The organism is Pseudoalteromonas sp. RB2-MNA-CIBAN-0110, assembly GCF_040309305.1.
Lineage (GTDB): Bacteria > Pseudomonadota > Gammaproteobacteria > Enterobacterales > Alteromonadaceae > Pseudoalteromonas > Pseudoalteromonas arctica.
The window spans coordinates 12,485-37,875 of record NZ_JBEOOQ010000029.1; the positions used below are offsets into that span (position 1 = coordinate 12,485).

Sequence of the window (25,391 nt, forward strand, 5' to 3'; positions counted from 1 at the left end):
ACAAAGTAAAACACATTAACTTTAGGTGAACTAAATGTATTTTATTGACTCTTAACAGCACTATTAAGTTGAGGGTTTGATGTGAATAAAGGGAATGCGTGGCCGTGGGTTATCTCGTTATGTATACATGGCGTGTTGCTATACTTATTACTTTCACATAAATTACTTTCGCAAAAAATAAAAGTTGAAGTACCTCCAACAAAAAAAGACACCGTAATAAACGCTTATGTAATGGTTAACTTATCAACGCAACCTAAGTTAAGCACCGTTAACACCACCACTAACGCACCGATTGTTGAGCCTGCAAAGTTAGAGGTAAAAAAAGCACCTGAATCTGTAAGCACCAATAAAATACCTACAACTCAAACACAAGCTACTAAAGCACCCAAACAACGTGACGAAAAACCAAAAACAACAACAGTAACAAAGTCCACTATTACAAATAAATCTCACCCCTCTGCCCACACCATTAATACCAACACGCAAACGTTTAAAAAACTTAACCCGTATGCGCCTATTTATGGCGCACCTATAAATAACTTAACGCATAAAAAAATGGTCACGTTTGGCGAAGCTGATAACTCAGATAGTACTGATGATGCAATAGCTGCCACGCCCACAATTAAATCACCGGTTAAATCACCGGTTAAATCACAAAAATCGGAAGTTATTAGCCAAAATACAATAGGCACACGACGATTAGAAAAATTTAACGGTAAATGCTATTTAATTGATACTTCAACCGTATTTGGTAGTAATGGCATGCCTCAAGGTAGCGCGCAACACTGCCCTGGTGAGCAAACTGATGATGAAATATTATTTAATAAAATAATGGATAAGTGGGCTCGTAAAAATAATTAGTTTTAAATTAGTGAACAAATACATTATTAAAGCGTATTAGTTATAAGTACTCCACTTACTTAATGCCAATTAGGAAACACGTATGACAACAAAGCAACTATCATCACTTTTTGTATTTAATTTATTAGTTGTAAGTGCACAAGCGAATGCAAACCAGCGCTGGTACGTTGTTAACGACTCAGTAATGGGCGGTGTATCTAATAGCCAAGTAACACAAACTCAAGAAAGTTTGCTTTTTACAGGCAATGTTTCGCTTGATAATAACGGCGGTTTTGCATCAATACGTACAGAGCTAAATACACAAAGCCAAAACACTAAAGCTATAGCACTGCGCGTTAAAGGCGATGGACAAACCTATCAGCTTAGGCTCAGAACTACCAATTATCTTGATGGCGCAGCGTACACCCACTCATTTAAAACAGTAAAAAATGAATGGGTAGATATAAACTTTGCTCCGAGTGATTTTACTTTAACGTATCGCGGCCGCGTGCTTGAGCAACAACCGATTATTGATTTTGATGACATAAAACAACTAGGCTTTATGATTGCAGGCAAGCAAGAAGGTAAGTTTAAACTTGAAGTGGGTAAAATTGAGTTTAAAAGCTAGCCCACCAGCATGTTGGTGGCGCTAAATAGTATAGTCGTCGCCCCGTCTCTTCATTTCACTAATAACCAGCTCAACCATTTGTTGTTTTATTGCTGCTTGCTCTGACTTTAACTCCCCTAATTGCAGCTCAACCATTTGTTGTTTTATTGCTGCTTGCTCTGACTTTAACTCCCCTAATTGCAGCTCTAACATATCTATTTGCTCTTGCTGTTGCGTGTTTTTGTATTTTTTTGCACCTAGGTGGTCAGCATCTAAAGTTAAACTCGCATCACTTTTATTTAGCTCACTTGCAGAAGTATTTATAGTTAAACTACGTTGTACGGGGCTTTGTTTAAGTTTGTTAATTTGTTCTTGCAGCGCAATAACTCGCCCAGTGAAGTGCTTGTATACTTTTTCTAGGTTTTTATACTGACTGCCAAACGTTGCATTATCTTCACTATATTCTTCGGCTTTGGTATCTAAAAACTTTGATAACACATATTTTGGCTCTTCCTCACTCTCTTCCTCGCTCTTTTCTTCACTCGCTTTTTCAACCGGTAGTTTATCTGATTGCACTAAAGGTTGAGTATTTGAGCTGTGTACTTGGTATGCAATGGGAGTCGGTGAAATCTTCATTATTTTATCCCTAAAATAGCTTTGTAACTATTATAGGTATCGACCTCGTATTAAAATCCTTGAGTAAATTTTAATGTTAGCTAAAAGCAAAAAGCCCCACTTTATTAAAGCAGGGCTTATACCAATTTATTAAACTAACTCGTTGCTTACTTAGTGTTTTGGTTATCTTGTGAGAGCGCAATAAGTGCAAGCGCCGCATTTAGGCGAGTATTTAAATTATTATAAATAGTCATTCCAAACACACCAATAATACAAACTATTAAACCCATTTGTAGGTTAACGCTCATCTTTAGTAAAAAAACAGCTGCAACTAGTAAGCATAGCGCTAATGCATAAATAATAGATTGAAAGGTAAAGTTAATATCACCTTTGGCTATTTTAAGTAATTCGTCTTTATTCATAATTTACTTCCTTGTTATTTAATCACTAAGACTCAATTGCCAGTAACTCTACTTCAAAAATAAGTACTGAGGCAGGAGGAATACTCCCTACCCGTTTTTCGCCGTACGCTAATTGGTGCGGTACATATAGCGTGTATTTATCGCCAGGGCTCATAAGTTGTAAGCCCTCAGTCCAACCTTTAATAACTTGGTGCAAACCAAAGCTAATAGGTGTTTTACGCTCTACTGAACTGTCAAACACAGTGCCGTCGATTAGTGTGCCGTGGTAATGCACGTTAACCATACTTTTTGGGGTTGGTGTGTTTTCGTTTTCGCTTTTATGGATTACTTTATACTGCAAGCCAGAAGTCGTTTCTACTACACCTTCTACCTTTGCGTTAGCGGCTAAATAATCTGCACCTATTTGTGCATTTATGCCTGCTTGTTGTTTTGCTTTTTTACTATTTTGAAATATTAAAAAACAAAAAATGGCGATAACTACCGCCAAAATTATATTAATCATCATTAACCTTTTTCGTTATCTAGCTCTTCGTCTTTTTCGTCATCATCGCCGTTTACTATGTCGGCAATCTCTTTGAGGCGAGCAAGTGCAATACCGTTTACTGAGTTTTCTGGATACTGGTCATCAATAATATCGCCAGCTTCTATATCCATTAATAAGTTAAGCGCTTGGTCTACGGTTTCAACTGCGTAAATATTAAATTTACCCGATTCAACCGCATTAAGTATTTCGTCATCAAGCACTAAGTTAACTTGGTTTGATTTAGGAATGATAACGCCTTGCGAACCTGTTAAACCACGCATTTTACACAGTTTAAAAAAGCCTTCTATTTTTTCGTTTACGCCACCAATGGCTTGTACATCACCGTGTTGGTTTATAGAGCCTGTAAGCGCAATTGATTGGCTAATAGGTAGGCTTGTAATAGACGAAATAAGCGCACACAGCTCTGCTAAAGATGCGCTATCGCCATCTATGTAACCATAGCTTTGCTCAATGGCAATATTAGCGCTAAGCGTTAAGCTAAAGTGCTGCGCATATTTATTACCTAAATAACCGGTAAGCAACATAACACCTTTTGAGTGAATTGCTTTGCCAAGCTCAGCTTCGCGTTCAACATCTATTACGCCATCGGCGCCAGCATAAACCGTTGCCGTAATACGCGCAGGGGTACCAAATGAGGTATCGCCAATGTGTAATACGGTTAAGCCATTTACTTTACCAATGGCTTGGCCGTCGGTTGCAATAAGTGTGTGACCTTCTTTTATATCACTGAGCATATTTTCGCTAATTTGGCCGGTACGGTATTGCTTGCCTCCAATGGCTTCGTCAATATGGTGCGCGTCAATAACGGCTAATTTGTCTTGCTTTGCGTAGTAACTGGCTTCTGCAATAAGTTCAAGTACATCAGCAAAACGCGCTGATAATTTATTTTGATGCTCAGCTTGGCGGTAACTAAATTTAAGTAAACGCACCATAGCAGCCTGCGTTGCAGTGCACTTTAATGTTTGCTCGCAATACTCGGTTACTTTAGTAATAAACTGGTATTGCAATTTATCGCTACTTGGCAAGTAGTAATCAAAGTCGGCTAATACTCTAAATAGCTCTGCAAATTCTTCGTCGTATTCACCTATGGTGTAGTACAACTCGCGCGAACCTAATAAAATAATTTTAACATCAAGCGGTATAAGCTGCGGGCGAAGTGTAAAGCTAGTCCCTACTGTGCTGTCTTGATACGGTAAGTCGTTTTTAATTTGATGTGTTTTTAACGCGAGTTTTAAACCATCCCACACTTGTGGGTTTGCCATGATTTTTTCAGCGTCCATAATTAAATAACCGCCATTAGCACGATGCAATGCACCAGCCTGAATTGAGCGATAACAGGTAATTAAAGAGCCTTGCGATGTTGAGTACTCAATTTTGCCAAATATATTGCCAAACGTTGGATTAGGCTCGTACACAACCGGTGCTGCGTCGTCCTCTTTAAACTCAACTAAAATGTTAGGTGCAAAAAAGTCGGTAAGCATGCCTTTGCGATCAAAGTCTTCTTTGCTTTCTTCACTTTCATCTTCGTCATCTAGCCATTCAAGTACCGCGTCTATAATTTCAACGCGTATATCTTTTAAATAGCGCAGTACACCAATATGCGTGGCATATTTATGTTCTAAGTCTTTTAAAAGTGGTTTAGTGGCTTGCTCTGCAGTCGACTTTTTAAGATTGCGTTGTTTTTCTTTTGATTCGCGTTTCCAACGTGGCAGCTCTATTAACGCTTCTATTAATGCATCTTCTAGCTTTTCAATTTTTTCAAAAAACTCTTCACGCAACGTTTCTTCAAGTTCGCCAAATTCGCTGTCGCTTAATTGTTTACCATCTACAAGTGGCGCAAACCCTACTGAATTTTTTTCTTCTACTAATGCAACGCTTTGCTCAAACGCCGCAATTTCTACTGCGGTAATAGCACTGTCGTAGGCATCGTTAAATTCACGATCGATTGATTTTTTCTTACGCTGATACGCTGGGTTATCAAAAGCAGCCGGAAATGTGTCTAGCACTTCATCTAAAAATGAATCTATGTCGTCACTAAGTTGCTTGCTTTGACCTGGTTGCATAAACAGCGCAATAGGTTCTCTGTGGTCATCGTAATTGTTTACGTATAACCATTCGTTTGGCGTTGAGCGGTCTTTTGCGTGTTGTTTAAGTTTATCTTTAACAAGCGTAAAGCGCCCGTGAGCGGCCTCGCCCATTACATAAACGTTGTAACCCGGCAGTTCCATCCCTAATGAAAAATCTAAAGCACTTTGGGCGCGTTGTTGGCCTATAAACGTAAGTTGCTCTGGGTATGGATTGTTCATACACGTGTTTACGTGATTAGTAGAAATACTCGGTGCGAGCTTTGAAACAGATAGTGGCAGCAATTTTTTCGTCATTCTAACTTCTTTTTTTACCAGCATATTCGCTGGCCTTTGGGCGTATTAAGTGGCCCGCAGCCACTTAATACTTATATTTAAGGGTGCAGTGCCTTACGACTAAAATAGATTCCATCACATTCAATACACGGTGTAATTTGTGTAGCGTGATAAACATCGTAACTATGGGTGCAATTCTTACATACTAATGTGCCCATGGCTATCCATTCGCCTGCGTGATACACACCATTGTGCTTAAAATCTTGGCTAAGAGATTGCCACTCAAGTTGAGTTTTATCTTCTATGTGCGAAAGTTCAAACCAAAGAGACTCTTTAAGCTCTTGCCATGCAAGCGAATTATAGTGTGATTCGTTCTCTACTATATGTTCAATATCATTCTTTAAATAACTTTTGTAGAGCTCATATCTTTCTTGACTTAAATCTTTAAGCGCCTGCTCAGATTCAACAAACCCAGAAACCACATCTTTTAAACCATGCTCTTTCACATCTTTTATCCAATGGGTAAAACTGCCAAGCCATGTTTTGTAATCAGTCATTTTTTACTCCTTCAAAATTGCTGTTAAATCAGTCTGTAACTTATGTCTTTAGCTAACCACACTATAAAAAGGCAGGTTAACCTGCACTGAAAGTTACAATTTAATAAAAGCATGTTTTTGACGCTGTGAATAGTGTTTTATTTGGGGTATCCTAACGGCAATTTTTTATTAGTTTGCAAGAAGTCTGGAACCATAGATGCAAGAGCAATATAACCCGCAAGATATAGAGTCAAAAGTACAAAGCTACTGGGAAGAAAACCAGGTATTTAAAGTCACTGAAGATGAGAGCAAAGAAAAGTATTACTGCCTTTCTATGTTCCCTTATCCGAGTGGTCGACTGCATATGGGTCATGTGCGTAACTACACCATTGGTGATGTTGTTTCTCGTTTCCAGCGCCTGCAAGGCAAAAACGTAATGCAACCTATGGGTTGGGATGCGTTTGGTTTACCTGCAGAAAACGCTGCTATTAAAAACAAAACAGCACCAGCTAAGTGGACATACGAAAATATTGATTACATGCGCACCCAACTTAAGCAATTAGGTTTTGGTTATGACTGGGATCGCGAAATTGCGACATGTCATCCAGAATACTACAAGTGGGAGCAGTGGTTTTTCACTAAGCTTTACGAAAAAGGCCTAGTGTATAAAAAAATGTCGACAGTTAACTGGGATCCAGTGGATCAAACTGTACTTGCTAACGAGCAAGTTATTGACGGCCGTGGTTGGCGTTCAGGCGCTGTGGTTGAGCAAAAAGAAATTCCACAATGGTTTATTAAAATTACCGACTACGCACAAGAACTACTTGACGATTTAGACAAGTTAGAAGATTGGCCAGAGCAAGTTAAAACAATGCAGCGCAACTGGATTGGCCGCTCTGAAGGGTGTGATATTGAATTTAAACGCACCGATAACGACGAAACATTTAGCGTATACACAACTCGTCCAGATACCTTTATGGGTGTTACGTATGTTGCTGTTGCTGGTGGTCACCCTATTGCGCAAGAAGCCGCTAAAAATAGCGATGCTATTGCAATGTTTGTTGAAGAATGCAAAAACACCAAAGTTGCCGAAGCAGACATGGCAACAATGGAGAAAAAAGGCATAGCAACAGGCTTTTACGCCACTCACCCATTAACGGGCGAGCAAGTACCAATTTGGGTTGCTAACTTTGTATTAATGCATTATGGCTCAGGCGCTGTAATGGCAGTACCTGCACACGATCAACGCGACTTTGAGTTTGCAACAGCGTACGGCCTAGATATAAAACAAGTCATTGCGCCTGCTGAAGGTTCAGATCTTGAAGTAAACCTAAAAGAATCAGCATTTACTGATAAAGGCGTACTTGTAAATTCGGGTGAATTTAACGGCCTTGATTTTGAAGCTGGTTTTAAAGCGATTGCCGATAAATTAGAAGCACTCGGTGTTGGTGAGCGTAAAGTAAACTTCCGCCTGCGTGACTGGGGTGTGAGCCGTCAGCGCTATTGGGGTTCTCCAATTCCAATGCTTAGCGATGAAGATGGTAAAGAACTTGCTGCAACAGAAGATATGCTACCAGTTCGCTTACCAGAAGATGTGGTAATGAACGGTGTAACTTCACCACTTAAAGCAGACCCAGAGTGGGCTAAAACAACAGTAAATGGCGCACCTGCGTTTCACGAAACTGATACGTTTGACACCTTTATGGAATCGTCTTGGTACTACGCACGCTACTGTAGCCCACGCTACGACGAAGGCATGCTAGATCCAGCGGCTGCTAACTACTGGTTACCAGTAAACCAATACATTGGTGGTATTGAGCATGCAATTTTACATTTATTGTACTCACGCTTTTTCCATAAATTATTACGTGACTTTGGTTTAGTTAATTCAGACGAGCCGTTTGACCGCTTACTTTGTCAAGGTATGGTACTTGCTGAAACATTTTATCGTAAAGATGAAAAAGGCGGCGATATTTGGATTTCGCCAACTGATGTAAACACCGAAACCGACGAAAAAGGCCGCGTTACTAAAGCATGGCACAAGGAAGACGGTGAGCCGGTATTCTCATCAGGCATGAGCAAAATGTCTAAGTCTAAAAACAATGGTATAGACCCACAACATGTAATTGCCCAGTATGGTGCAGATACAGTGCGTTTATTCATGATGTTTACAGCACCACCAGAGCAAACGCTTGAATGGTCAGACTCAGGCGTTGAAGGCGCACATCGTTTCTTAAAACGTGTATGGAAATACGCGGTAGACGTTAAAACAGTAGGTTACCAAGCACTTGATAAATCAGCGCTAACTAACCCGCAAAAAGTACTACGTCGCGACTTACACAAAGCAATTGCTAAAGTGACTGATGATGTTGAACGTCGTCAAACCTTTAACACCGCTATTGCAGCCATTATGGAGCTTTCTAATAAGTTATTAAAAGCACCACTGAGCGACAAACAAGATGTAGCGATTGCTAACGAAGCACTTGAAGCATTAGTTATTATGCTTGCACCTATTACTCCGCATTTATCGCATGAGCTTTGGAAAGAGCTTGGTAAAAAAGGCGAAATTTTAGATGCTGCATGGCCAAAAGTTGACGAGTCTGCACTTGTTGAAGATGAAAAACTAATCATCGTACAAGTAAACGGCAAGCTTCGCGCTAAGTTAACAGTGGCAGCTGGTGCAACTCAAGAGCAAGTAGAAGCCCTTGCGTTTGCAGAATCTAACGTAACTAAATTTACTGATGGCTCAACCATTCGTAAAATCATTTACGTACCAGGCAAACTACTTAACGTGGTAGCTAACTAATATGGCTGCATTTAACGCCATTAAAAATGGACTAGCCTTAGTGCTAGTCTGTTTTTTGTTATCAAGCTGTGGCTTTCATTTAAAAAAAGCCTCTAGCCTGCCTGATAACTTAAAACAGCTAACACTTGTAGGCGATGACGAAAAATCGACTTTATTCACTGAGCTTAAAAAAGAGCTTAAAGCGAGTAACGTAGAGTTAGTATCGTCAGCTAAAGATAAAGCCCAATTGTACTTACGCAAAGAAAGCATTGAACGCCAAACACTCTCGCTGTTCCAAAACGGCCAAGTTGCTGAATATGAGCTCGCTTATGGCGTATCGTATGTAGTTAAACGCCCAGGTGAAAAAGCGATAGAAAAACGTTTTGAGCTTTACCGTAATTACCAAGACGATCCGGATCATGCATTAGCAAAAGCAAAAGAGCTTGAGCTACTTATTAGCGAAATTCGTGAGCAAGCCAGTCGTCGTATTGTTAGAGAGCTGTCGCAACTATAATGCGCTGCTACGCTAATCAACTACCGAGTGAATTAAATAAAGGGCTAAAGCCCTTTTATTTAGTATTTGGAGAAGAGCCTTTTCAAGAAGCGCAGTGCGTACAACAAATTCGCGACAGTGCTAAGCAACAAGGTTTTGATGAAATAATTAAGTTTACTTTAATGCAAGGATTCGATTGGCAAGAAATTATAGCCCAGTACCAAAGTATGTCGCTGTTTAGCGCCCGCACTATTATTGAACTTGATTTAAACCAACAAAAGCCAGGCGTTATTGGCAGCAACACCTTTAAAAAAGTAGTTGAGCTGGTTAATCCCGATACTATTTTAATTGTTAAAGGCGCTAAAGCCAGCCAAGAAGTACAACGTGGAGCATGGTTTAAAGCTCTTGATAAGCAAGGTGTATTTGTACCTTGCTACCCGCTTACGGGCTCTCATGTAAAACGATGGCTTGATGAGCAATGCCAACGTTTATCACTTAATATGCAAAGCGACGCCAAAGTAAGCTTAATAAATGCCACCGAAGGCAACTTGTTAGCCTGTTTTCAGGAACTTGAGAAGCTCTCGCTACTGCACGGCAATGCATTAATTACTCAGCAATTAGTAATGCAAGGTCTGTTAAACCAAGCCAAGTTTGATATTTTTGATTTAAGCGATGCGCTATTAAATGGTCACGCGAAACAAGCTATAAAAGTATTAAACAAACTTGCCAGCGATAACACCGAAGTGGTGAGTATTTTGTGGGCTATAACCAAAGAGCTTAATACACTTATAAGTGTGCAACTTGGTTTACTGAATGGCGAACCTATCGCTAATTTATTTAAACAAAAAGCAATTTGGAAAAACCAACAAGGTCCAGTTCAAAATGCTATTAACCGTTTAAACATGCACACACTAGAACAAATAAATAGTGATGTTGCGTTGTTTGATGCCAGTTACAAGCAAGGTAATTTAATTGCACCTTACCAAGCGCTTGCTCATATTTGTATTAAATTTTGCCAGCCGCTCAACATTCCTATGCCGTGCCACGCGGTTAATTAATAGATAGCTAATGGGTGTTAAATGATCGCAATTTTTGGTGGTACTTTCGACCCAGTCCATTTAGGCCATCTAAATATGGCGCAGCAATGCGTAAATGCGTTTAATTTGGATACGCTTTATTTTATGCCCTGTGCATTACCTGCACATAAAGCAGCTCCGGGTATTAGTACGCAGCACCGAATTAATATGCTCAACGCAGCTATTGCTCCTTATCCTCATTTTGAACTCGATTTAAGAGAACTTAATCGAACCGGTCCATCGTATTCGCTACTTAGTTTGCAAGAACTTCGTAAAGAGCACCCCACTACACCTATTTTATTTTTAATTGGTATGGACTCATTTAACAACCTAGATAAGTGGTTTGAGTGGAAGACAATAGCGCAGCTTTGCCATATTGTGGTGTACCAGCGCCCTGCTCAACATTGCACTGTAACAGGTGAGCTCAAAAGCTATATGCAACGCGCAAATGCCGGCGAAGTAGCGGCACTTAAACACTCACTTGCAGGTAAACTTTATTTTTTACCGGGCGAAATGCTCGATGCGGCCTCAAGCACCATTCGCGAACAACTGAAAAAAAGTAATAAAAAGAATGAACTATTGCCCGATGCAGTGAGTCATTACATAGAAGTGCATCAGCTCTATCAAATTGATGCTTAAAAACTCCTAGCGTGTTAAAATGCGCGCCATTAAATTTTTAAATTGAGACAAAACCTTGGATTCAAAACAACTACTCGCCTTTGCTATGGACAAAATTGACGATATGAAAGCGCGTGACATCGTTCATATTGACGTTACTGGAACATCAGATATCACAGATTACATGGTAATTTGTTCTGGTACTTCTAAACGCCACGTACAGTCAATTGCCGATCACTTAGCAAAAGAAGCGCGTCATGCAGATTCAGAGCCATTAGGTTATGAAGGTGAAGGCGACGGCGAATGGGCACTGGTTGATTTAGGTGATGTGGTTGTACACGTGATGCAAAACGAAGCACGTAGCTATTACGATCTAGAAAAACTGTGGGGCTAAACGCTCACTCATTTTAGACAATGCTTGGAAGTAATACGTGAAAATACAAATGATTGCTGTTGGTACTAAAATGCCAGCATGGGTAGAAACGGGATTTGCAGAATATCAGCGACGTTTCCCTAAAGATATGGCCCTAGAGTTAATTGAAATTCAAGCCGGAAAACGTGGTAAAAATGCAGATATAAAACGTATTTTACACATTGAAGGTGAAAAAACATTAGCGGCTATTCCAAAAGGCAATCGTATTGTAACGTTAGAGGTAACAGGGAAAGCGCTGGATACTCACCAACTTGCTAAAAATATGGAAAAATGGCAACTCGATGGCCGCGATGTAAGTTTACTTATTGGCGGACCTGAAGGACTTGCTCCAGAGTGCATTGCAGCTTCTGAGCAAAAATGGTCGTTATCTAATTTAACATTGCCGCACCCTTTGGTGCGTATAATTGTTGCAGAGAGCCTTTACCGAGGCTGGAGCTTAAATAACAACCATCCTTATCATCGCGAGTAACCCCTTGCCATGCTAAAACATAGACCCACTATTCGTGACCACTCCGCAGAAGCAAACTTATTTGCTAGGCGAGCATTCGTGGGTTTTGTTTTTGTATTAGGATTAGTCGCTGTATTACTTTCTAATCTTTATACTATTCAGGTAGAAGATCACCAAGACTACCAAACCCGCTCCAACGATAACCGCATTAAAGTTATTCCTATTGCACCCAACCGTGGTTTAATTTACGACCGTAACGGTGTGCTACTTGCTGAAAACAAACCTGTTTACAACCTTGAAGTCATCCCCGAAGAGGTAGATGACCTTGACGAATCGCTTGATCAAATAAGTAAAATAATTGCGATTACAGAGCAAGATAAACAAGACTTTTTAAAAGATATAAAACACACCCGTCGTTTTAAATCACAAGTATTAAAAGCCCGCTTAGACGAAACTGAAGTGGCGAAATTTTCGGTTAATCAACATAAATTCCCTGGTTTTAGTATTGAGGCACGTCTGGCTCGCTACTACCCATTTGGCGACACGCTAACGCATGCGCTTGGATATGTTGCCAAGCTTAATAGAAAAGAGCTAAACCAATTAGAACAAGAAGATCGTGCAACCAATTACCGTGCTACATATGATATTGGCAAGCTCGGATTAGAAAAATACTATGAAGAAACATTGCACGGTAAAGTGGGCTCACAACGGGTAGAAGTTAATAACCGTGGCCGTGTAATTCGCACTCTAAGCATGACCCAGCCACAACCTGGTAGCGATTTAGTACTTACCTTAGACATTGGCTTGCAACAAATTGCACAGCATGGGCTTAAAGATATGCGTGGCGCTGTTGTAGTTATGGATGCAAAAGATGGTGGCGTGCTGGCACTTTATTCAAACCCAAGTTACGACCCAAACTTATTTGTACACGGCATTAGCAGCAAAAATTATAAAGCGTTACTTAACCAAGACCGTCCGTTAATAAACCGTACTACGCAAGGTCGTTATGCGCCTGCCTCTACGGTAAAACCCTTAATGGCTGTATTAGCGCTTGAAGAAAATATAGTAAATGAATCAACATCAATGTGGGATCCTGGTTTTTTTCAAATTCCAAATGTTGAACACAAATGGCGAGATTGGAAACGTTGGGGCCATGGTCATGTGGATGTATACAAGGCGATTGAAGAGTCGTGCGATACCTATTTTTACGATGCGGCTTACCGATTAGGCATTACTAAAATCAGTGATTTTATGGCCCGTTTTGGCTACGGCGATTTGTCAGGTATTGATATTCATGAAGAAACTACTGCTATTCTACCTTCAAAAGAATGGAAAGAAGGACGCTTCAAAGAGTCTTGGTGGCGTGGTGATACTATTTCAGTAGGTATTGGTCAAGGTTACTGGACTGCTACACCAATTCAAATTGCAAATGCGACTAACATATTAGTTAATCGTGGTATTAATCATCCACCTCATTTGGTGCAAGTAATAAAAAAAGATAGCGACATAACGCAAATTAACAACGAAGAAAAACCCCCTGTTATTTTAAAAGATCCACGCCATTGGCAGGTATCGTTAGATGCAATGCATAATACAGTTCAAAAAATATCAGGCACAGCGCACAAAGCATTTAAAGGCACTAACTACGACTCGGCTGGTAAAACGGGTACTGCACAGGTAGTTAGTATTGCCCAAGGTGAACGCTACGATGCAGAATCGCTTAAAGAGCGCCAGCGTGACAACACAATTTACGTAGGGTTTGCACCTTACAACGATCCTAAAATTGTGGTTTCTGTTGTATTAGAAAACAACCACGGTGGTATTCAAATTGCTCGCCAACTTATGGATTACTACTTTGCAGCCAATCCAGTTAATCTTGCAAGGAACGATACACCATGACCGCTTTGCACGATAAACGCTCTATTTGGATGCGTATGCATCTAGACCTACCACTGCTTATTGCATTACTCATAATGATGGCTGGTAGCATAATGGTTGTTTACAGCGCAAGCGGCCAAGACTCTTCAATGATGATTAGGCACATGACTCGTATGGGCGGTGCGGTTGTTGCTATGGTTGTTTTGGCCCAGTTTTCGCCTGCCACATTAAAGCGTTTAGTGATCCCACTTTATTGCGTTGGTTTATTAATGCTAGTGGGTGTACTTTTATTTGGCGTAAGCTCAAAAGGCGCACAGCGATGGCTCGATTTAGGGGTGACACGGTTTCAACCTGCAGAATTAATGAAGCTGGCAGTCCCTATGATGGTAGCTTGGTATATAGGGCGAAACCACTTACCTCCTCGGCCAATGCACTTAATTATTGGCTTTATGATCGTAATGCTCCCTACATTATTAATTAAAGAACAACCCGATTTAGGTACCGCTATACTTATTGCAAGTTCAGGTATATTTGTTTTGTTTTTGTCTGGATTAAGTTGGCGTTTAATCGGCTTTTTAAGCTCTATTGTAGCGCTTGCCGCATGGCCATTTTGGCACTACGGTATGCACGATTATCAAAAGCAGCGTGTACTCACCTTTTTAGACCCTGAGAGCGATCCGCTCGGTTCGGGTTATCATATTATTCAATCTAAAATTGCTATTGGCTCAGGCGGTATAGAAGGTAAAGGCTGGCTGCTTGGTACGCAATCGCAATTAGAATTTTTGCCAGAGCGCCACACCGACTTTATATTTTCGGTTTTAAGCGAAGAATTTGGTTTATTTGGCGTATGTGTTTTACTTAGTCTCTATTTATTTATTATTGGCCGTGGTTTATACATTGCTGTTAATGCACAAGATGCATTTGGTAAATTGCTCGCAGGCGCACTCACCCTCACCTTTTTTGTATACGTATTTGTAAACATAGGCATGGTATCGGGTTTATTACCTGTTGTAGGCGTACCTTTACCACTGATTAGTTATGGTGGTACATCGATGGTGACGTTAATGGCAGGATTTGGCATTATTATGTCAATCGCAACAGATAAAAGGATGCTTTTAAAATAATGCGACACACTAACCAGCTTATATTTACCACGTTATTAATTTTGCTTTTAAGTGCATGTAGTAGCAGCTCAAGTAGCCGTTATAGCATGCGCCATGATGCAGCACCACTTAGAGCCCCGACTACACTTGAGATGCAAGACGCTATAGTTACCGAAGTAACTAAAAGCGCCAGCGCTAGTCGCCCATATACAGTGCTTGGTAAAAGTTATTCACCCATGCTTGATGAAACAGGCTTTAGTGAAGAAGGCATTGCCTCTTGGTATGGTCGTAAATTTCATGGTTATCACACTTCAAATGGTGAAACGTATGATATGTTTGCCATGACCGCAGCGCATAAAACGCTGCCACTACCTAGCTTTGTTAAAGTAACCAATACAGCAAATGGTAAATCGGTAATCGTGCGCGTGAACGATCGGGGCCCGTTTCATGACAATAGAATAATTGACCTTTCGTACGCAGCCGCTTACAAGCTCGGCTATTACACCCATGGTACAGCAAAGGTTAAGCTAGAAGCCGTTACGCTTGCGGGCGCAACTGCGCGTCAAACCTATATTCAGGTAGCTGCAGGTAGTACACTTGCTAATATTGAAGCGCTTGCCAGCACATTGCGAGAGCAATACAAATTACCAACAAATATCGTTCAAAAAGACGACATTTACAGACTGCATTTAGGGCCAATAAAAGATACCCCTCATGCAGACGAAGTATTAAAAAAATTAAAACAAAATCAATTTCAAAACGCGTTCTTGCTTTACACTCAGTAAGACTAATACCCAAACTACCCCAGGATGCAGAATTCAGCGTTGCACTGGGGCTTAATATCTAGGCGTTACTTTGTAGAAATGGTAATCCCTTTTAAAAAGTAACAACACAGAGAGTAAGCTCCAGTGAAACGCCCTAAGGGTTGGTTTAAAAACGATTTATACTGCGTTATTGATTTGAACAATAGAGTAACTATTATTTGCAATCAATGCCTTGCCTAAATCGTTTTTAACTCCAACTGAAACTCGCATCTCGGGGTAGTTTGGGTATAGAATGGCGTAACGCGAATCTTTAACTTTAACCATTAATGAGTATGATGAAATCTATTAAACATAAAATCCTCAAAGGTGTATGCGGCCTAGTTTGTACAGCCGCCGTATTCTCAGCCAGCGCCCAAATTATTCCGGCACCACCTCAAGTTAATGCAAAAGGTTATTTTTTAGTCGACTTTACAACAGGTAAAGTTATTGCTGAAGGTGAAGCCGATACACAGCTAGCACCTGCAAGTTTAACTAAAATGATGACCAGTTATGTAATTGGTACTGAAATCAAAGCAGGTAATATTGCCACTACCGATATGGTAACGGTAAGCGAAAAAGCATGGGCTAAAAACTTTCCAGAATCTTCAAAGATGTTTATTGAAGTAGGTAAACAAATTAGTGTTGATCAGCTTAACCACGGTATTATTATTCAATCAGGTAATGATGCATGTGTAGCAATGGCTGAGCATATTGCTGGAAGCGAAAGCGCATTTGCTGATTTAATGAATGCCCATGCTGCTAAATTAGGTATGAGCAACAGCCACTTTATCAACAGCCATGGCCTTGATACTGACGAGCACTTCACAACGCCTCGCGATATGGCGACACTTGGTGCTGCACTTATTCGTGATGTGCCAGATGAATATGCACTTTATAAGCAAAAATCGTTTACTTATAACGGCATTAAGCAATATAACCGTAACTCATTATTGTGGGACGAAAGCTTAGATGTTGACGGTATTAAAACTGGTCATACATCAGAAGCTGGCTACAGCCTAGTTACCTCAGCAACTAAAAACGATATGCGTTTAATTGCTGTTGTTATGGGTACTACCAGCGAACGAGCTCGTAAAGTAGAAAGTAAAAAACTACTTAACTATGGTTTTCGTTTTTATGAAACAATTACTCCGTACAAAGCAGGCGATAGCTTTGCAGAACAACGTATTTGGATGGGTAACAAAGAAAATGTATCTTTAGGTATTTTAGAAGATACACCGATTACTATCCCACGTGGTCAGCATAAAAACCTTAAAGCTAACTTTGAGCTAGATAACACACTTGAAGCACCACTTGCTAAAGGTACTAAAGTAGGTACGTTATTCTTACAACTAGAGGGCGAAGATATTGCTCAATACCCACTAGTAACACTTGAAGAAGTGGAAGAAGGCAGCTTCTTTAGCAAAATTTATGATTACTTACGTTTACAGATCATGCAGTAATTTATAGCTCCCCTATTAACTAGGGTAACTAATTTAAACGTCTCCACTGTGAGGCGTTTTTTTTTGCTTGAAAAATGTTAGAATGCGCCCCATATAAGCAAGACTGCTAATTGCCTATCTGTATTAAGCTTCGAGCTTGCATAGAGTCCACACTTTTGTATGAGGAGTCACCGTCGTGGTTCAACCTGTTAAAGATACTAAATTTGATGAGTACCTAGAGTACCCTTGCCCATTTACATTCAGAATAATGGGTTTAGCTAATGTAAACTTAACTGATCAAATTTTAGCTAAGTTACAACCAATAGCACCTGGCGATTACGCCCCTAAAGTAAAACCAAGCAGCAAAGGTAATTACGAGTCAGTAAGCCTTGTAGCAACGGTTACTAGTGGCAAACACATTGAAGAAATTTACAACGTGATCAGCAATATTGATGACGTACGCCACATGCTTTAAGCCATAGTTGAGATTTGTTGTGAACGAAAACACTTTGATCGTACGCCAACTGGGTCGTCAGCGTTATATGCCAATTTGGCAAAAAATGCAGGACTTTACCGACACCCGTGATGAAAATACGCCAGATGAAATTTGGCTTGTAGAGCACGAGAGTGTATTCACCCAAGGTCAGGCTGGTAAGGACGAACACTTACTAGCTCCTGGCGACATTGAGGTGATTAAAGTTGACCGTGGCGGACAAGTAACTTATCACGGCCCTGGCCAGCAAATGATGTATGTATTATTTAATCTACGTCGTTTAAAGATTGGTGTACGTGAATTGGTTACATGGCTTGAAGAGTGCATTATTGAATCACTCGCCGAGTATGGTATTGAAGCTTATGCTAAAGCTGATGCACCCGGTGTTTACGTTAACGACAGCAAAATTGCATCCCTTGGGTTAAGGGTTCGTCGTGGTTGCTCGTTTCATGGCTTAGCATTAAATGTTAACATGGACCTAAGTCCATTTTTACGCATTAACCCATGTGGTTATGCGGGCATGAATATGGTGCAAACTAAAGAATTAGATGGTCCTCAAAACCTAGAAAGTGCAGGTGAAGGATTGGTGAAACACATGATCAAGAAGCTTAATGCAACACAGGTTAAGCATACTGAAGGGTTTGAAAACGAATGAATAAACCAGTCAAAATGGAACCAGGTGTAAAACTACGCGACGCAGAAAAAATGGCGTTGATCCCAGTAAAAGTTTTACCTACAGAAAAAACTGAAATGTTGCGTAAGCCAGAATGGTTAAAAATTCGCTTACCTAAATCAACCGATCGCATTGACGGCATTAAAAAAGCGCTACGTAAGCATGGCTTACACTCGGTATGTGAAGAGGCTTCGTGCCCTAACCTATCTGAATGTTTTAACCACGGTACAGCTACCTTTATGATTTTAGGTGCTATTTGTACTCGTCGTTGCCCATTTTGTGATGTTGCTCATGGTCGCCCATTAAAACCTGATGCCACTGAACCTGAAAAGCTAGCACTTACTATTAAAGATATGAAGCTAAGCTACGTTGTAATCACTTCAGTTGACCGTGATGATTTACGTGATGGTGGTGCACAGCATTTTGCCGATTGTATTCGCGAGATTCGTAAACATAATCCAACTATTACTATCGAAATTTTAGTACCTGATTTTCGTGGTCGTATGGACCGCGCACTAGAGATATTAATCGAGACGCCACCAGATGTGTTTAACCACAATCTTGAAACTGCGCCACGTTTATACAAACTAGCTCGCCCAGGTGCTGACTACAAATGGTCATTAGAATTACTTCGCCGCTTTAAAGAAGCTCACCCAGAAGTAAAAACTAAATCAGGCTTAATGGTAGGTTTAGGTGAAGAAATTAGCGAAATTGAAGAAGTGCTTCGCGATTTACGTGCACACAACGTTGACATGCTAACTGTAGGCCAATATCTACAACCATCTAAGCATCACTTACCGGTTAAACGCTACGTGCCACCAGTAGAGTTTGACGGCTTAAAAGCGTATGCAGACGAAATTGGCTTTACTCACGCGGCTTCAGGTCCGTTTGTACGCTCAAGCTACCATGCTGATCAACAAGCAGCGGGCAAAGAAGTAAAATAACCACTTTTATCAAAGAATAAAAAAAGCCGTTAATAATGCATAATTATTAACGGCTTTTTCATGCTAATTGATAAAATAGCTTACTGCGCTAACTTACCTCTTGTGATAGAAAAATCAGCAAACCTAACACGTTCTTCATCAACTCGAAGGCTGTCGGTTTCAACAATTGAGCGGTATATTCCCCACTTAGGACGAGCAAAATCATCATCATTAAAGCCGCGCCACATATCTATGTTTTGCTCGCTTATATTAAATATCTCTGCGTTGTCGCTTAAGCGCGTTAATGTCATATCAAGCTTACCACTTTCACTAAATGTAGCTTGTACAAATACCTCGACCCATTCATCTGTAATTAAAGACCAGTCGGTTTCAATTAAGTTTTTATCAAGACCCGTGCTGTTACCGTTTTCGTCAAAGCCTGCGCTATACCGCACTTGCAGTTGATTGCCTGTACTGTTTTTTTGTGCACCTGAGAGAGTGATAATAGGCTGATCGTCATTACCATTGGTGTTGTCGTTACTTTCGTTACGGGCTTTTATTTGAAAAAAATGGCTAAACTTACTCGTAAGCTCAAGCTCGCTACTTACTTTAAATTTCCAGCTGTATTGAAATGTCTCCCCCTCAAAGGCCAGTGTTTCTTGCGGTGATTTATCGTAGGTTTTTATTTCGTTGCGTTGCCTGTCACTTGCACCTTTGTCTTTATCTTGGTCATCATCTCGGTGGGCTAAAAATACAAAATGGTTACCAATTATCGTATCGGTATCTTCGATAATATGGACAACACTTTCATGATTGCCAGCGTACAAGTCTGGAGATTCAATTGACCCTTCGCCGAATATATTTTCAATAAGTGTGTATGCGTCAAGTCCCGAATCTACGCCATCTGATTGCAATAACACGTGCGAGATGTTCTCAAAGCCATCAGCTTGAGCTATTGGTGCACCAACAATTGTTATGATAATTTGTGCGCCAGTACCATCTAAAGAGTTTACTGTTATTGTGTCTTGCAGTGTTTCATCTTCACTTAAAGATGTTATTGAAGCGTTTAAATCATCAAGTGTGTATGACCAATTTCCACCAGCATTTAAGCTAAAAAAACCATAGCTTGTAGCGCTATTTTCTTGTGCTATAAAAGCAGCCTCACCGGATTGTTGATCAGTAATGGTTAATGAGCCTGTTATTGCATCATTACTATCACTAATAACTTCGCCTCGGCTATAACCACCAATTATTGCAGGAGTTTGTAAAGTAATCGCTTCATTATTTTGCACCGTAGAATCAGAGCCAGAGCTGCCACAACCAACAACTAAATAAGATAGAAGTGCGGTTGTAATTACATTACACAGTTTAAGATTATATTTAGGCATTGTTAGCTTTATAGTTAATAGTAAGTTAATAAAACATAAACTTACCAATTAACTATGCAAATAACCACAACTCAATTACCAATTAACATGACCAATTTGATGACAATCCATTTAAAATTATAAAAGCTATGTTTTTTCAGTGTGATACAAACAATTATTCCTATAGAACGTTTATTTATATATGTTTTAAAATAAAATTAGGTTAAAGCTGAGTTACTTGAGATAATTAGTACTGACATAATTATTTAGGTTCATTATGAAACTATTAGTTCGTAACTTGTCTCGTGCTACCACTGAGCATGAGCTTCGTACTTTATTTGCAGAGCACGGTAAAGTGACTACCTGCAACTTGGTACTTGATAAAGAAACTGGCCAATCTAAAGGCTTTGCCTTTTTAGAAATGCCAAACGACATAGAAAGTAAAAGCGCCATTAAAGCACTTAACCAATCTACTGTTGATAAAAGTAAGATCCGCGTAAAGCTTGCAGACGCATAAAGCTAACTGCAACTTATACTAAAAAACCAGCTAATGCTGGTTTTTTGCTTTTAGTGCCAAGTATTGTATTTAAGCTTTATATTTAGCTAAAAAAACTAAGCGGTTATTAAGCCGCTTTTTTTATACTTATAGTGCCCAATATTATAAAAGAAGCAGACAGCACAAAAAATGTCTCCTGCTCAGCTAATATTGCAGCAGCAAAAAATGCAATGCCACTAGCTATAAATAAATACCCACTTTTTTTACATTGGCTCATTATGTGCTCCCTTAGGTTGTTCGTTATTTATACACCTTATCAAATCAATCTGCAATTGAATGAAAAGTTCTCTATAAAAATTCGACATCGCTGCGGTGCTTCCTTTATATTGAAAGCCTAATTAAATAACAATATGAAGACTATGGCATCTACTCTTTTAAAAAGCGCTAGCCTAAGCCTGCTAGTTGCACTCTTTGGCTGCTCAGAGCCTGCAAGCCAACAAACCCCATTAGAAAATACAGCCGGTGTAAGCCTTAGCAATATTAAACAGCATATTAAAACGCTAGCCTCTGATGACTTTCAAGGCCGAGGCCCGCTTACTCATGGCGAAGTGAAAACAGTAGGCTACTTAAGCGAGCAATATAAAGCGCTGGGTTTAACCGGTGCTTATAAAGGTAAATACTTACAGCCTGTAAAAATGGCAATGGTGACAGCTAATCAGGACATGCAGTTAAAGGTAGGTGATTTGAGCTTTGAATCAGGCAAAGACTTTACCGCACGTACCGAGCAACTTCAGCCATTAATTGATGTAAGAAGCTCTGACGTTGTATTTGTTGGCTATGGTATTAATGCGCCAGAATATAGCTGGAATGACTATAAAAATATTGATGTAACAGATAAAACAGTGGTTGTGCTAGTTAACGATCCAGGCTTTGCTACTCAAAACAATGCCCTTTTTACTGGTAATGCAATGACCTACTACGGTCGCTGGACTTATAAATATGAAGAAGCCGCTCGCCAAGGTGCAAAGGCTGTATTTATTGTTCATGAAACAGCACCTGCGGCATACCCTTGGGGCGTAGTTGAAAGTTCAAACACCGGCACTAAATACACGTTAATGGATAACAATTTAAACGCGTCTAAATTACCGGTTATGGGCTGGCTAACACTTGATGCGACTGAGAAAATGTTTAACGCCGCAAAGCTTAACTATCAAGATTTAAAACAAGCAGCATTAAATGATGACTTTAAAGCGACGCCACTTAACTTAAAAGCAAACCTTGCCTTTAAAAACGAAGTATCTCATGCAAAATCGCATAACGTAGTTGCACAAATTACAGGTAGCGAATCACCTGACGAATACGTTGTTATTAGCGCTCACTGGGACCACTTTGGTACTAAACAAACGGATACTGGCCCTAAGATTTATAACGGCGCAGTAGATAACGCTTCAGGCACTGCAGCCACGCTTGAAATAGCACGCATCATGAGCAAAATGAATAAGCAAAAACCATTTAAACGCTCAATTATTTTTGCTAACTTTACAGCAGAAGAAACGGGGTTAATTGGTTCTGAAGAATTTGCATCGGGTGCGGTTGTACCTACAAAAAAAATGGTCGGTCTATTAAATATTGATGGCATGAACGTGCTTGATGGTACTGACTACATTTTACAATACGGTAAAGATTTATCGACAATGGAAAACTATTTAGCAAAGGCTGCAAAATCACAAGGCCGTGTTGTTAAAATGGATCCTCGTCCGCAAAATGGCTTATTTTTTAGATCTGATCATTTCTCACTTTCTAAGCAAGGCGTGCCTAGTTTATTATTTATGAGCCTGGGCGATACCGATCCTGAGTACATTGCGCATAAGTACCATAAAGAAGCAGACGACTACTCTGCTGATTGGTCGTTAGGTGGTGTTAAGCAAGATATAGATCTTATTGTTGATATAGCCACTCAACTTGCAAACAATGGCGATTGGCCAAAGTGGACGAGCGAGTCTGACTTTAAAGCCAAACGCGCGCAAGATAAACAATAAATAACTATTAATAGTTATGTAATATAAAAATCCTCCTACTTGGAGGATTTTTGTTTTAAACGAGCCCGCATTAATAGCGTTTCGGCCTTTGCTCCTAAATAAACATAGATAGCCAGTGCAATTAAAAGCCCCACTACTGCAAGCATCATCGCTATTGCAGGCATTAAATATTCCGATTGCCCCAGCGCCGCTTTAAACATAGTTAACAGCGCCTCAATTGATATAGCAATTAACACGGTAGATATAAACCGTGTAATAGTGCGCCGCGTAGATGAGTGCCTAAAAATATCCTTATGCATAAGGATTTCTTCTTCGAGTATTGTTTTACCTAAATCGAATACTGCTAATGCTAGGGTGATGTAAATAATGATACTAAAGGGTTCAAGTGGGTCTGATGAGGTATCTACATGGGTTAATAGCGCGTATATATCATTAAAAACGATATTCAGTAAAAATAATACTAAGCAAAATAAGCACGCAACAATAATACCGTAACCCGCTTTGAAGTAAGGCGACATATTAGCGCGCGCAGTATCACCCATTACAAACTCAATAAGCTGCGTTAAGCTCACATCAACGACCAAGTAATGTTGATTATTAATTGGTTTTTTTAGTTCTTTAATCGCCGATATACATAAATGGTTAGTCGCTATAGAAATGTAGGGATCAGTAAAGCACACTCTATCACTTGCTTTAGCGTTCAAAAAATAGGGGCGCTCGCTTAAATCTTGTTGATTACCACTTTCACCTAGTTTTTTGCTATATGCCCGTTTAAAGCAGACATTATTACCCTGCTGCAAACCTTCTGCATTTAAACAATATTGTAATTCTAAAAATGGGTACTGCTTAATCAGGTAGCGGGTATCACGCTCTTTAATTAACCCATCCTCAATACTCATCAAAATAGATTCAAGTAAGCTGTGTATTACATGCTCATATTCGTGGTAGCGCTCAACACTACTGATATAACTCATTCGCGCCATTTTAAATACTCATTAACCTAAGTTATAAATAGATTTGCAAGTTTAAAACCAATAATAAAATAACTTAACAATCAGCAACTTAATGATATTAAAACTCGTGTTTTGCACTACTTTGGTGACTAAAAGGTAATATATTAAATTAAATGCACAAAAAAGCAGCTAAGTATTAATTACTTAGCTGCTTTGTGAGTATGACTGGTAAGGCTTTACGACTAACTTAAATATAGAGCCTGTTACTGAACCTTCGAAAACTCTTCTTTAGATAATTCACCATTTCCATCTGCATCTAATTGATCAAAAAGCTGTACTAGTTGCGAGTTTACTTGGGCTTCTGTTTTACTAATTACGCCGTCGCCATCAGTATCAAAAGAATCAAAATCTACCGCAGCAAACGCCGCTGAAGAAGAAGCAAGGGCTACAAGTGCTAGAGTTTTGTGTAATGTTTTCATAATCGTTTCCTTAGGCTTTGAGCCTGATTAGAGGTAAGAAGTCCTTTTCAAAGATCCTTTAGGAGTAAAGTGTTTATAAATTAATATTCAAAAAAATCATTTTCTGTCGGACCACCGCTACTTTGAACATTTAGCTCGTCAAATTGCTCTATTACTTGCACCGATTCTTCAGCTTGACTAATTGAAGCGTTGTCGTCTGCATCGAGTGTTTCAAAGTCTGTGTTTGCAAATACTACTGACGAAGAAACAATAGCCATAAGTACAAATGTTGATTGTAGCTTTTTCATAATTTAATCCTTCAAAAGTATGCGGTGTCCTAAATAAATTTGCTCTATAGTGCTCTCTAGTCACTTCCTGGTTATTCTTTTTAGTAGGCTCCCTTGCCTACTTAGGTTGTCTTTGGCAACTCAGAATTTAGATAACATTACAGAGCATTAACTGCTTAAGGCTTTAATTTTAGGCCTTAGAAAACTCATCTTCAGATAGCTCACCATCTTGGTTTGTATCGAGTTCTTCAAATTTGCTTAAAAGCTCAGCATCTACTGATGCTTCGGCTTGGCTGATTGCGCCATTACCATCTACGTCTAGCGTATCAAAATCTGTTGCTGCAAAAGCCGCTGATGAAGAAGCTAGCGCCATTAGTACTAGTGTTGATTGAAATGTTTTCATAATAGTATTCCTTCATTGGGTTGTTGCGATTAAGGCCTTTGGCTTTCATCACGTTTTGCTTAATACACTCTAGGTATTACAACTTCGGTGCCACTTTTTATTTATTATTTAAAAACAATGAGTTAAACAATATAAAGCGAGAGAAGCTTAATTTGAGGAGGTGTTATTGTTGCTATTTAGCAACAGCCATTTACCTAAAAACAATAAACCGATATAAATCAATTGGTTAGATTTAGTTAAAAAGACACACTTTTGCTAAAAAGCCAATAAGGGGGGCGTTTGGGTTAGTCTTCAAAATA

The 25,391-nt window shown here is 39.6% G+C and carries 27 protein-coding genes; 17 read left to right on the forward strand and 10 right to left on the reverse strand.

What is annotated here, in order from left to right:
* Nucleotides 1–81 precede the first annotated feature (81 nt).
* The gene (locus AAEY68_RS14110; protein ID WP_350586163.1) at nucleotides 82–861 is read left to right on the forward strand and encodes a hypothetical protein; all 780 of its coding nucleotides are present in this window, start codon (nucleotides 82–84) and stop codon (nucleotides 859–861) included.
* Between the two features lie 82 nt (nucleotides 862–943).
* Nucleotides 944–1,468 carry a CIA30 family protein gene (locus AAEY68_RS14115; RefSeq protein WP_024609297.1) on the forward strand — a complete coding sequence of 175 codons (525 nt, stop codon included), beginning with the start codon at nucleotides 944–946 and terminating at the stop codon, nucleotides 1,466–1,468.
* A 21-nt stretch (nucleotides 1,469–1,489) separates the two neighbouring features.
* Here the strand turns inward: AAEY68_RS14115 and AAEY68_RS14120 are convergent, their stop codons facing one another.
* From AAEY68_RS14120 to AAEY68_RS14140, 5 genes are all read right to left on the reverse strand, one after another.
* Nucleotides 1,490–2,083: a hypothetical protein gene (locus tag AAEY68_RS14120; RefSeq protein WP_350586165.1), complete on the reverse strand. Its 594-nt coding sequence runs from the start codon at nucleotides 2,081–2,083 to the stop codon at nucleotides 1,490–1,492.
* 146 nt (nucleotides 2,084–2,229) lie between these two features.
* Nucleotides 2,230–2,484, reverse strand: a complete 255-nt coding sequence (locus tag AAEY68_RS14125) for a hypothetical protein (RefSeq protein ID WP_182671329.1) — start codon at nucleotides 2,482–2,484, stop codon at nucleotides 2,230–2,232.
* 25 nt (nucleotides 2,485–2,509) lie between these two features.
* The gene (gene bamJ / locus AAEY68_RS14130) at nucleotides 2,510–2,986 is read right to left on the reverse strand and encodes a BamJ family beta-barrel-assembly machinery protein (protein WP_007585579.1); all 477 of its coding nucleotides are present in this window, start codon (nucleotides 2,984–2,986) and stop codon (nucleotides 2,510–2,512) included.
* Nucleotides 2,987–2,988: 2 nt separating this feature from the next.
* The gene (locus AAEY68_RS14135; protein ID WP_257983226.1) at nucleotides 2,989–5,409 is read right to left on the reverse strand and encodes a Lon protease family protein; all 2,421 of its coding nucleotides are present in this window, start codon (nucleotides 5,407–5,409) and stop codon (nucleotides 2,989–2,991) included.
* A 77-nt stretch (nucleotides 5,410–5,486) separates the two neighbouring features.
* Entirely contained in the window at nucleotides 5,487–5,945 is a 459-nt protein-coding gene (locus AAEY68_RS14140) for a zinc ribbon-containing protein (RefSeq protein ID WP_024609293.1), read from the reverse strand.
* 196 nt (nucleotides 5,946–6,141) lie between these two features.
* Here AAEY68_RS14140 and leuS point away from each other — a divergent pair, with 196 nt between their 5' ends.
* The 13 genes from leuS (at nucleotide 6,142) to lipA (ending at nucleotide 19,110) form a co-directional block, all read left to right on the forward strand.
* On the forward strand, nucleotides 6,142–8,730 hold the full coding sequence (gene leuS / locus AAEY68_RS14145) for a leucine--tRNA ligase (RefSeq protein WP_007585573.1): 2,589 nt from the start codon (nucleotides 6,142–6,144) through the stop codon (nucleotides 8,728–8,730).
* A gap of 1 nt (nucleotide 8,731) precedes the next feature.
* Nucleotides 8,732–9,223 (forward strand): LPS-assembly lipoprotein LptE, encoded by a 492-nt coding sequence (locus AAEY68_RS14150; protein ID WP_010554703.1) that lies wholly within the window; start codon nucleotides 8,732–8,734, stop codon nucleotides 9,221–9,223.
* Complete coding sequence (holA, locus tag AAEY68_RS14155) at nucleotides 9,223–10,260, forward strand: DNA polymerase III subunit delta (protein ID WP_350586168.1); 1,038 nt, start codon at nucleotides 9,223–9,225, stop codon at nucleotides 10,258–10,260. Before AAEY68_RS14150 ends, holA begins: the two co-directional genes overlap by 1 nt.
* Before the next feature lie 21 nt (nucleotides 10,261–10,281).
* Complete coding sequence (nadD, locus tag AAEY68_RS14160; RefSeq protein ID WP_350586169.1) at nucleotides 10,282–10,917, forward strand: nicotinate-nucleotide adenylyltransferase; 636 nt, start codon at nucleotides 10,282–10,284, stop codon at nucleotides 10,915–10,917.
* Between the two features lie 55 nt (nucleotides 10,918–10,972).
* Nucleotides 10,973–11,290: a ribosome silencing factor gene (gene rsfS / locus AAEY68_RS14165; protein ID WP_007585564.1), complete on the forward strand. Its 318-nt coding sequence runs from the start codon at nucleotides 10,973–10,975 to the stop codon at nucleotides 11,288–11,290.
* Between the two features lie 37 nt (nucleotides 11,291–11,327).
* Complete coding sequence (gene rlmH, locus AAEY68_RS14170; protein WP_007585562.1) at nucleotides 11,328–11,798, forward strand: 23S rRNA (pseudouridine(1915)-N(3))-methyltransferase RlmH; 471 nt, start codon at nucleotides 11,328–11,330, stop codon at nucleotides 11,796–11,798.
* 9 nt (nucleotides 11,799–11,807) lie between these two features.
* Nucleotides 11,808–13,676, forward strand: a complete 1,869-nt coding sequence (gene mrdA, locus AAEY68_RS14175) for a penicillin-binding protein 2 (protein ID WP_033012431.1) — start codon at nucleotides 11,808–11,810, stop codon at nucleotides 13,674–13,676.
* Nucleotides 13,673–14,779 (forward strand): rod shape-determining protein RodA, encoded by a 1,107-nt coding sequence (gene rodA, locus AAEY68_RS14180; protein ID WP_007585558.1) that lies wholly within the window; start codon nucleotides 13,673–13,675, stop codon nucleotides 14,777–14,779. The genes mrdA and rodA overlap by 4 nt, the downstream gene beginning before the upstream one ends.
* On the forward strand, nucleotides 14,779–15,543 hold the full coding sequence (locus AAEY68_RS14185; RefSeq protein WP_350586171.1) for a septal ring lytic transglycosylase RlpA family protein: 765 nt from the start codon (nucleotides 14,779–14,781) through the stop codon (nucleotides 15,541–15,543). The genes rodA and AAEY68_RS14185 overlap by 1 nt, the downstream gene beginning before the upstream one ends.
* Before the next feature lie 314 nt (nucleotides 15,544–15,857).
* Nucleotides 15,858–17,021, forward strand: a complete 1,164-nt coding sequence (locus tag AAEY68_RS14190) for a serine hydrolase (RefSeq protein ID WP_010554697.1) — start codon at nucleotides 15,858–15,860, stop codon at nucleotides 17,019–17,021.
* Between the two features lie 175 nt (nucleotides 17,022–17,196).
* A complete protein-coding gene (gene ybeD / locus AAEY68_RS14195) occupies nucleotides 17,197–17,475 on the forward strand; it encodes a DUF493 family protein YbeD (protein ID WP_002958517.1) in 279 nt (92 codons plus the stop codon).
* A gap of 19 nt (nucleotides 17,476–17,494) precedes the next feature.
* Nucleotides 17,495–18,148 carry a lipoyl(octanoyl) transferase LipB gene (gene lipB, locus AAEY68_RS14200; RefSeq protein ID WP_010554695.1) on the forward strand — a complete coding sequence of 218 codons (654 nt, stop codon included), beginning with the start codon at nucleotides 17,495–17,497 and terminating at the stop codon, nucleotides 18,146–18,148.
* Nucleotides 18,145–19,110, forward strand: a complete 966-nt coding sequence (gene lipA / locus AAEY68_RS14205; RefSeq protein WP_002958515.1) for a lipoyl synthase — start codon at nucleotides 18,145–18,147, stop codon at nucleotides 19,108–19,110. Before lipB ends, lipA begins: the two co-directional genes overlap by 4 nt.
* 80 nt (nucleotides 19,111–19,190) lie before the next feature.
* Here the strand turns inward: lipA and AAEY68_RS14210 are convergent, their stop codons facing one another.
* A complete protein-coding gene (locus tag AAEY68_RS14210) occupies nucleotides 19,191–20,477 on the reverse strand; it encodes a VCBS domain-containing protein (protein ID WP_024593883.1) in 1,287 nt (428 codons plus the stop codon).
* A gap of 256 nt (nucleotides 20,478–20,733) precedes the next feature.
* On the opposite strand from AAEY68_RS14210, the gene AAEY68_RS14215 reads away from it, so the two are divergent.
* A complete protein-coding gene (locus tag AAEY68_RS14215; RefSeq protein WP_007585551.1) occupies nucleotides 20,734–20,973 on the forward strand; it encodes an RNA recognition motif domain-containing protein in 240 nt (79 codons plus the stop codon).
* A 398-nt stretch (nucleotides 20,974–21,371) separates the two neighbouring features.
* Nucleotides 21,372–22,991, forward strand: coding sequence for a M28 family metallopeptidase (locus AAEY68_RS14220; protein ID WP_024593884.1), 1,620 nt, complete (start codon nucleotides 21,372–21,374; stop codon nucleotides 22,989–22,991).
* 35 nt (nucleotides 22,992–23,026) lie between these two features.
* On the opposite strand, the gene AAEY68_RS14225 is transcribed toward AAEY68_RS14220, so the two are convergent.
* From AAEY68_RS14225 to AAEY68_RS14240, 4 genes are all read right to left on the reverse strand, one after another.
* Complete coding sequence (locus tag AAEY68_RS14225) at nucleotides 23,027–23,974, reverse strand: PDC sensor domain-containing protein (protein WP_024593885.1); 948 nt, start codon at nucleotides 23,972–23,974, stop codon at nucleotides 23,027–23,029.
* Nucleotides 23,975–24,207: 233 nt separating this feature from the next.
* Complete coding sequence (locus AAEY68_RS14230) at nucleotides 24,208–24,423, reverse strand: EF-hand domain-containing protein (protein WP_002958509.1); 216 nt, start codon at nucleotides 24,421–24,423, stop codon at nucleotides 24,208–24,210.
* Between the two features lie 80 nt (nucleotides 24,424–24,503).
* Nucleotides 24,504–24,710, reverse strand: coding sequence for a hypothetical protein (locus AAEY68_RS14235; RefSeq protein WP_024593886.1), 207 nt, complete (start codon nucleotides 24,708–24,710; stop codon nucleotides 24,504–24,506).
* A gap of 169 nt (nucleotides 24,711–24,879) precedes the next feature.
* Complete coding sequence (locus AAEY68_RS14240; RefSeq protein WP_007585535.1) at nucleotides 24,880–25,092, reverse strand: EF-hand domain-containing protein; 213 nt, start codon at nucleotides 25,090–25,092, stop codon at nucleotides 24,880–24,882.
* Nucleotides 25,093–25,391 lie beyond the last annotated feature (299 nt).

Bases quoted from the DNA above. Each gene is read 5' to 3' on its own strand.
- AAEY68_RS14115 (WP_024609297.1), top strand. From the start codon at position 944: ATGACAACAAAGCAACTATCATCACTTTTTGTATTTAATTTATTAGTT.
- AAEY68_RS14120 (WP_350586165.1), bottom strand. From the start codon at position 2,083: ATGAAGATTTCACCGACTCCCATTGCATACCAAGTACACAGCTCAAAT.
- AAEY68_RS14125 (WP_182671329.1), bottom strand. From the start codon at position 2,484: ATGAATAAAGACGAATTACTTAAAATAGCCAAAGGTGATATTAACTTT.
- bamJ (WP_007585579.1), bottom strand. From the start codon at position 2,986: ATGATTAATATAATTTTGGCGGTAGTTATCGCCATTTTTTGTTTTTTA.
- AAEY68_RS14135 (WP_257983226.1), bottom strand. From the start codon at position 5,409: ATGACGAAAAAATTGCTGCCACTATCTGTTTCAAAGCTCGCACCGAGT.
- AAEY68_RS14140 (WP_024609293.1), bottom strand. From the start codon at position 5,945: ATGACTGATTACAAAACATGGCTTGGCAGTTTTACCCATTGGATAAAA.
- leuS (WP_007585573.1), top strand. From the start codon at position 6,142: ATGCAAGAGCAATATAACCCGCAAGATATAGAGTCAAAAGTACAAAGC.
- AAEY68_RS14150 (WP_010554703.1), top strand. From the start codon at position 8,732: ATGGCTGCATTTAACGCCATTAAAAATGGACTAGCCTTAGTGCTAGTC.
- holA (WP_350586168.1), top strand. From the start codon at position 9,223: ATGCGCTGCTACGCTAATCAACTACCGAGTGAATTAAATAAAGGGCTA.
- nadD (WP_350586169.1), top strand. From the start codon at position 10,282: ATGATCGCAATTTTTGGTGGTACTTTCGACCCAGTCCATTTAGGCCAT.
- mrdA (WP_033012431.1), top strand. From the start codon at position 11,808: ATGCTAAAACATAGACCCACTATTCGTGACCACTCCGCAGAAGCAAAC.
- rodA (WP_007585558.1), top strand. From the start codon at position 13,673: ATGACCGCTTTGCACGATAAACGCTCTATTTGGATGCGTATGCATCTA.
- AAEY68_RS14185 (WP_350586171.1), top strand. From the start codon at position 14,779: ATGCGACACACTAACCAGCTTATATTTACCACGTTATTAATTTTGCTT.
- AAEY68_RS14190 (WP_010554697.1), top strand. From the start codon at position 15,858: ATGAAATCTATTAAACATAAAATCCTCAAAGGTGTATGCGGCCTAGTT.
- lipA (WP_002958515.1), top strand. From the start codon at position 18,145: ATGAATAAACCAGTCAAAATGGAACCAGGTGTAAAACTACGCGACGCA.
- AAEY68_RS14210 (WP_024593883.1), bottom strand. From the start codon at position 20,477: ATGCCTAAATATAATCTTAAACTGTGTAATGTAATTACAACCGCACTT.
- AAEY68_RS14215 (WP_007585551.1), top strand. From the start codon at position 20,734: ATGAAACTATTAGTTCGTAACTTGTCTCGTGCTACCACTGAGCATGAG.
- AAEY68_RS14220 (WP_024593884.1), top strand. From the start codon at position 21,372: ATGGCATCTACTCTTTTAAAAAGCGCTAGCCTAAGCCTGCTAGTTGCA.
- AAEY68_RS14225 (WP_024593885.1), bottom strand. From the start codon at position 23,974: ATGGCGCGAATGAGTTATATCAGTAGTGTTGAGCGCTACCACGAATAT.
- AAEY68_RS14230 (WP_002958509.1), bottom strand. From the start codon at position 24,423: ATGAAAACATTACACAAAACTCTAGCACTTGTAGCCCTTGCTTCTTCT.
- AAEY68_RS14235 (WP_024593886.1), bottom strand. From the start codon at position 24,710: ATGAAAAAGCTACAATCAACATTTGTACTTATGGCTATTGTTTCTTCG.
- AAEY68_RS14240 (WP_007585535.1), bottom strand. From the start codon at position 25,092: ATGAAAACATTTCAATCAACACTAGTACTAATGGCGCTAGCTTCTTCA.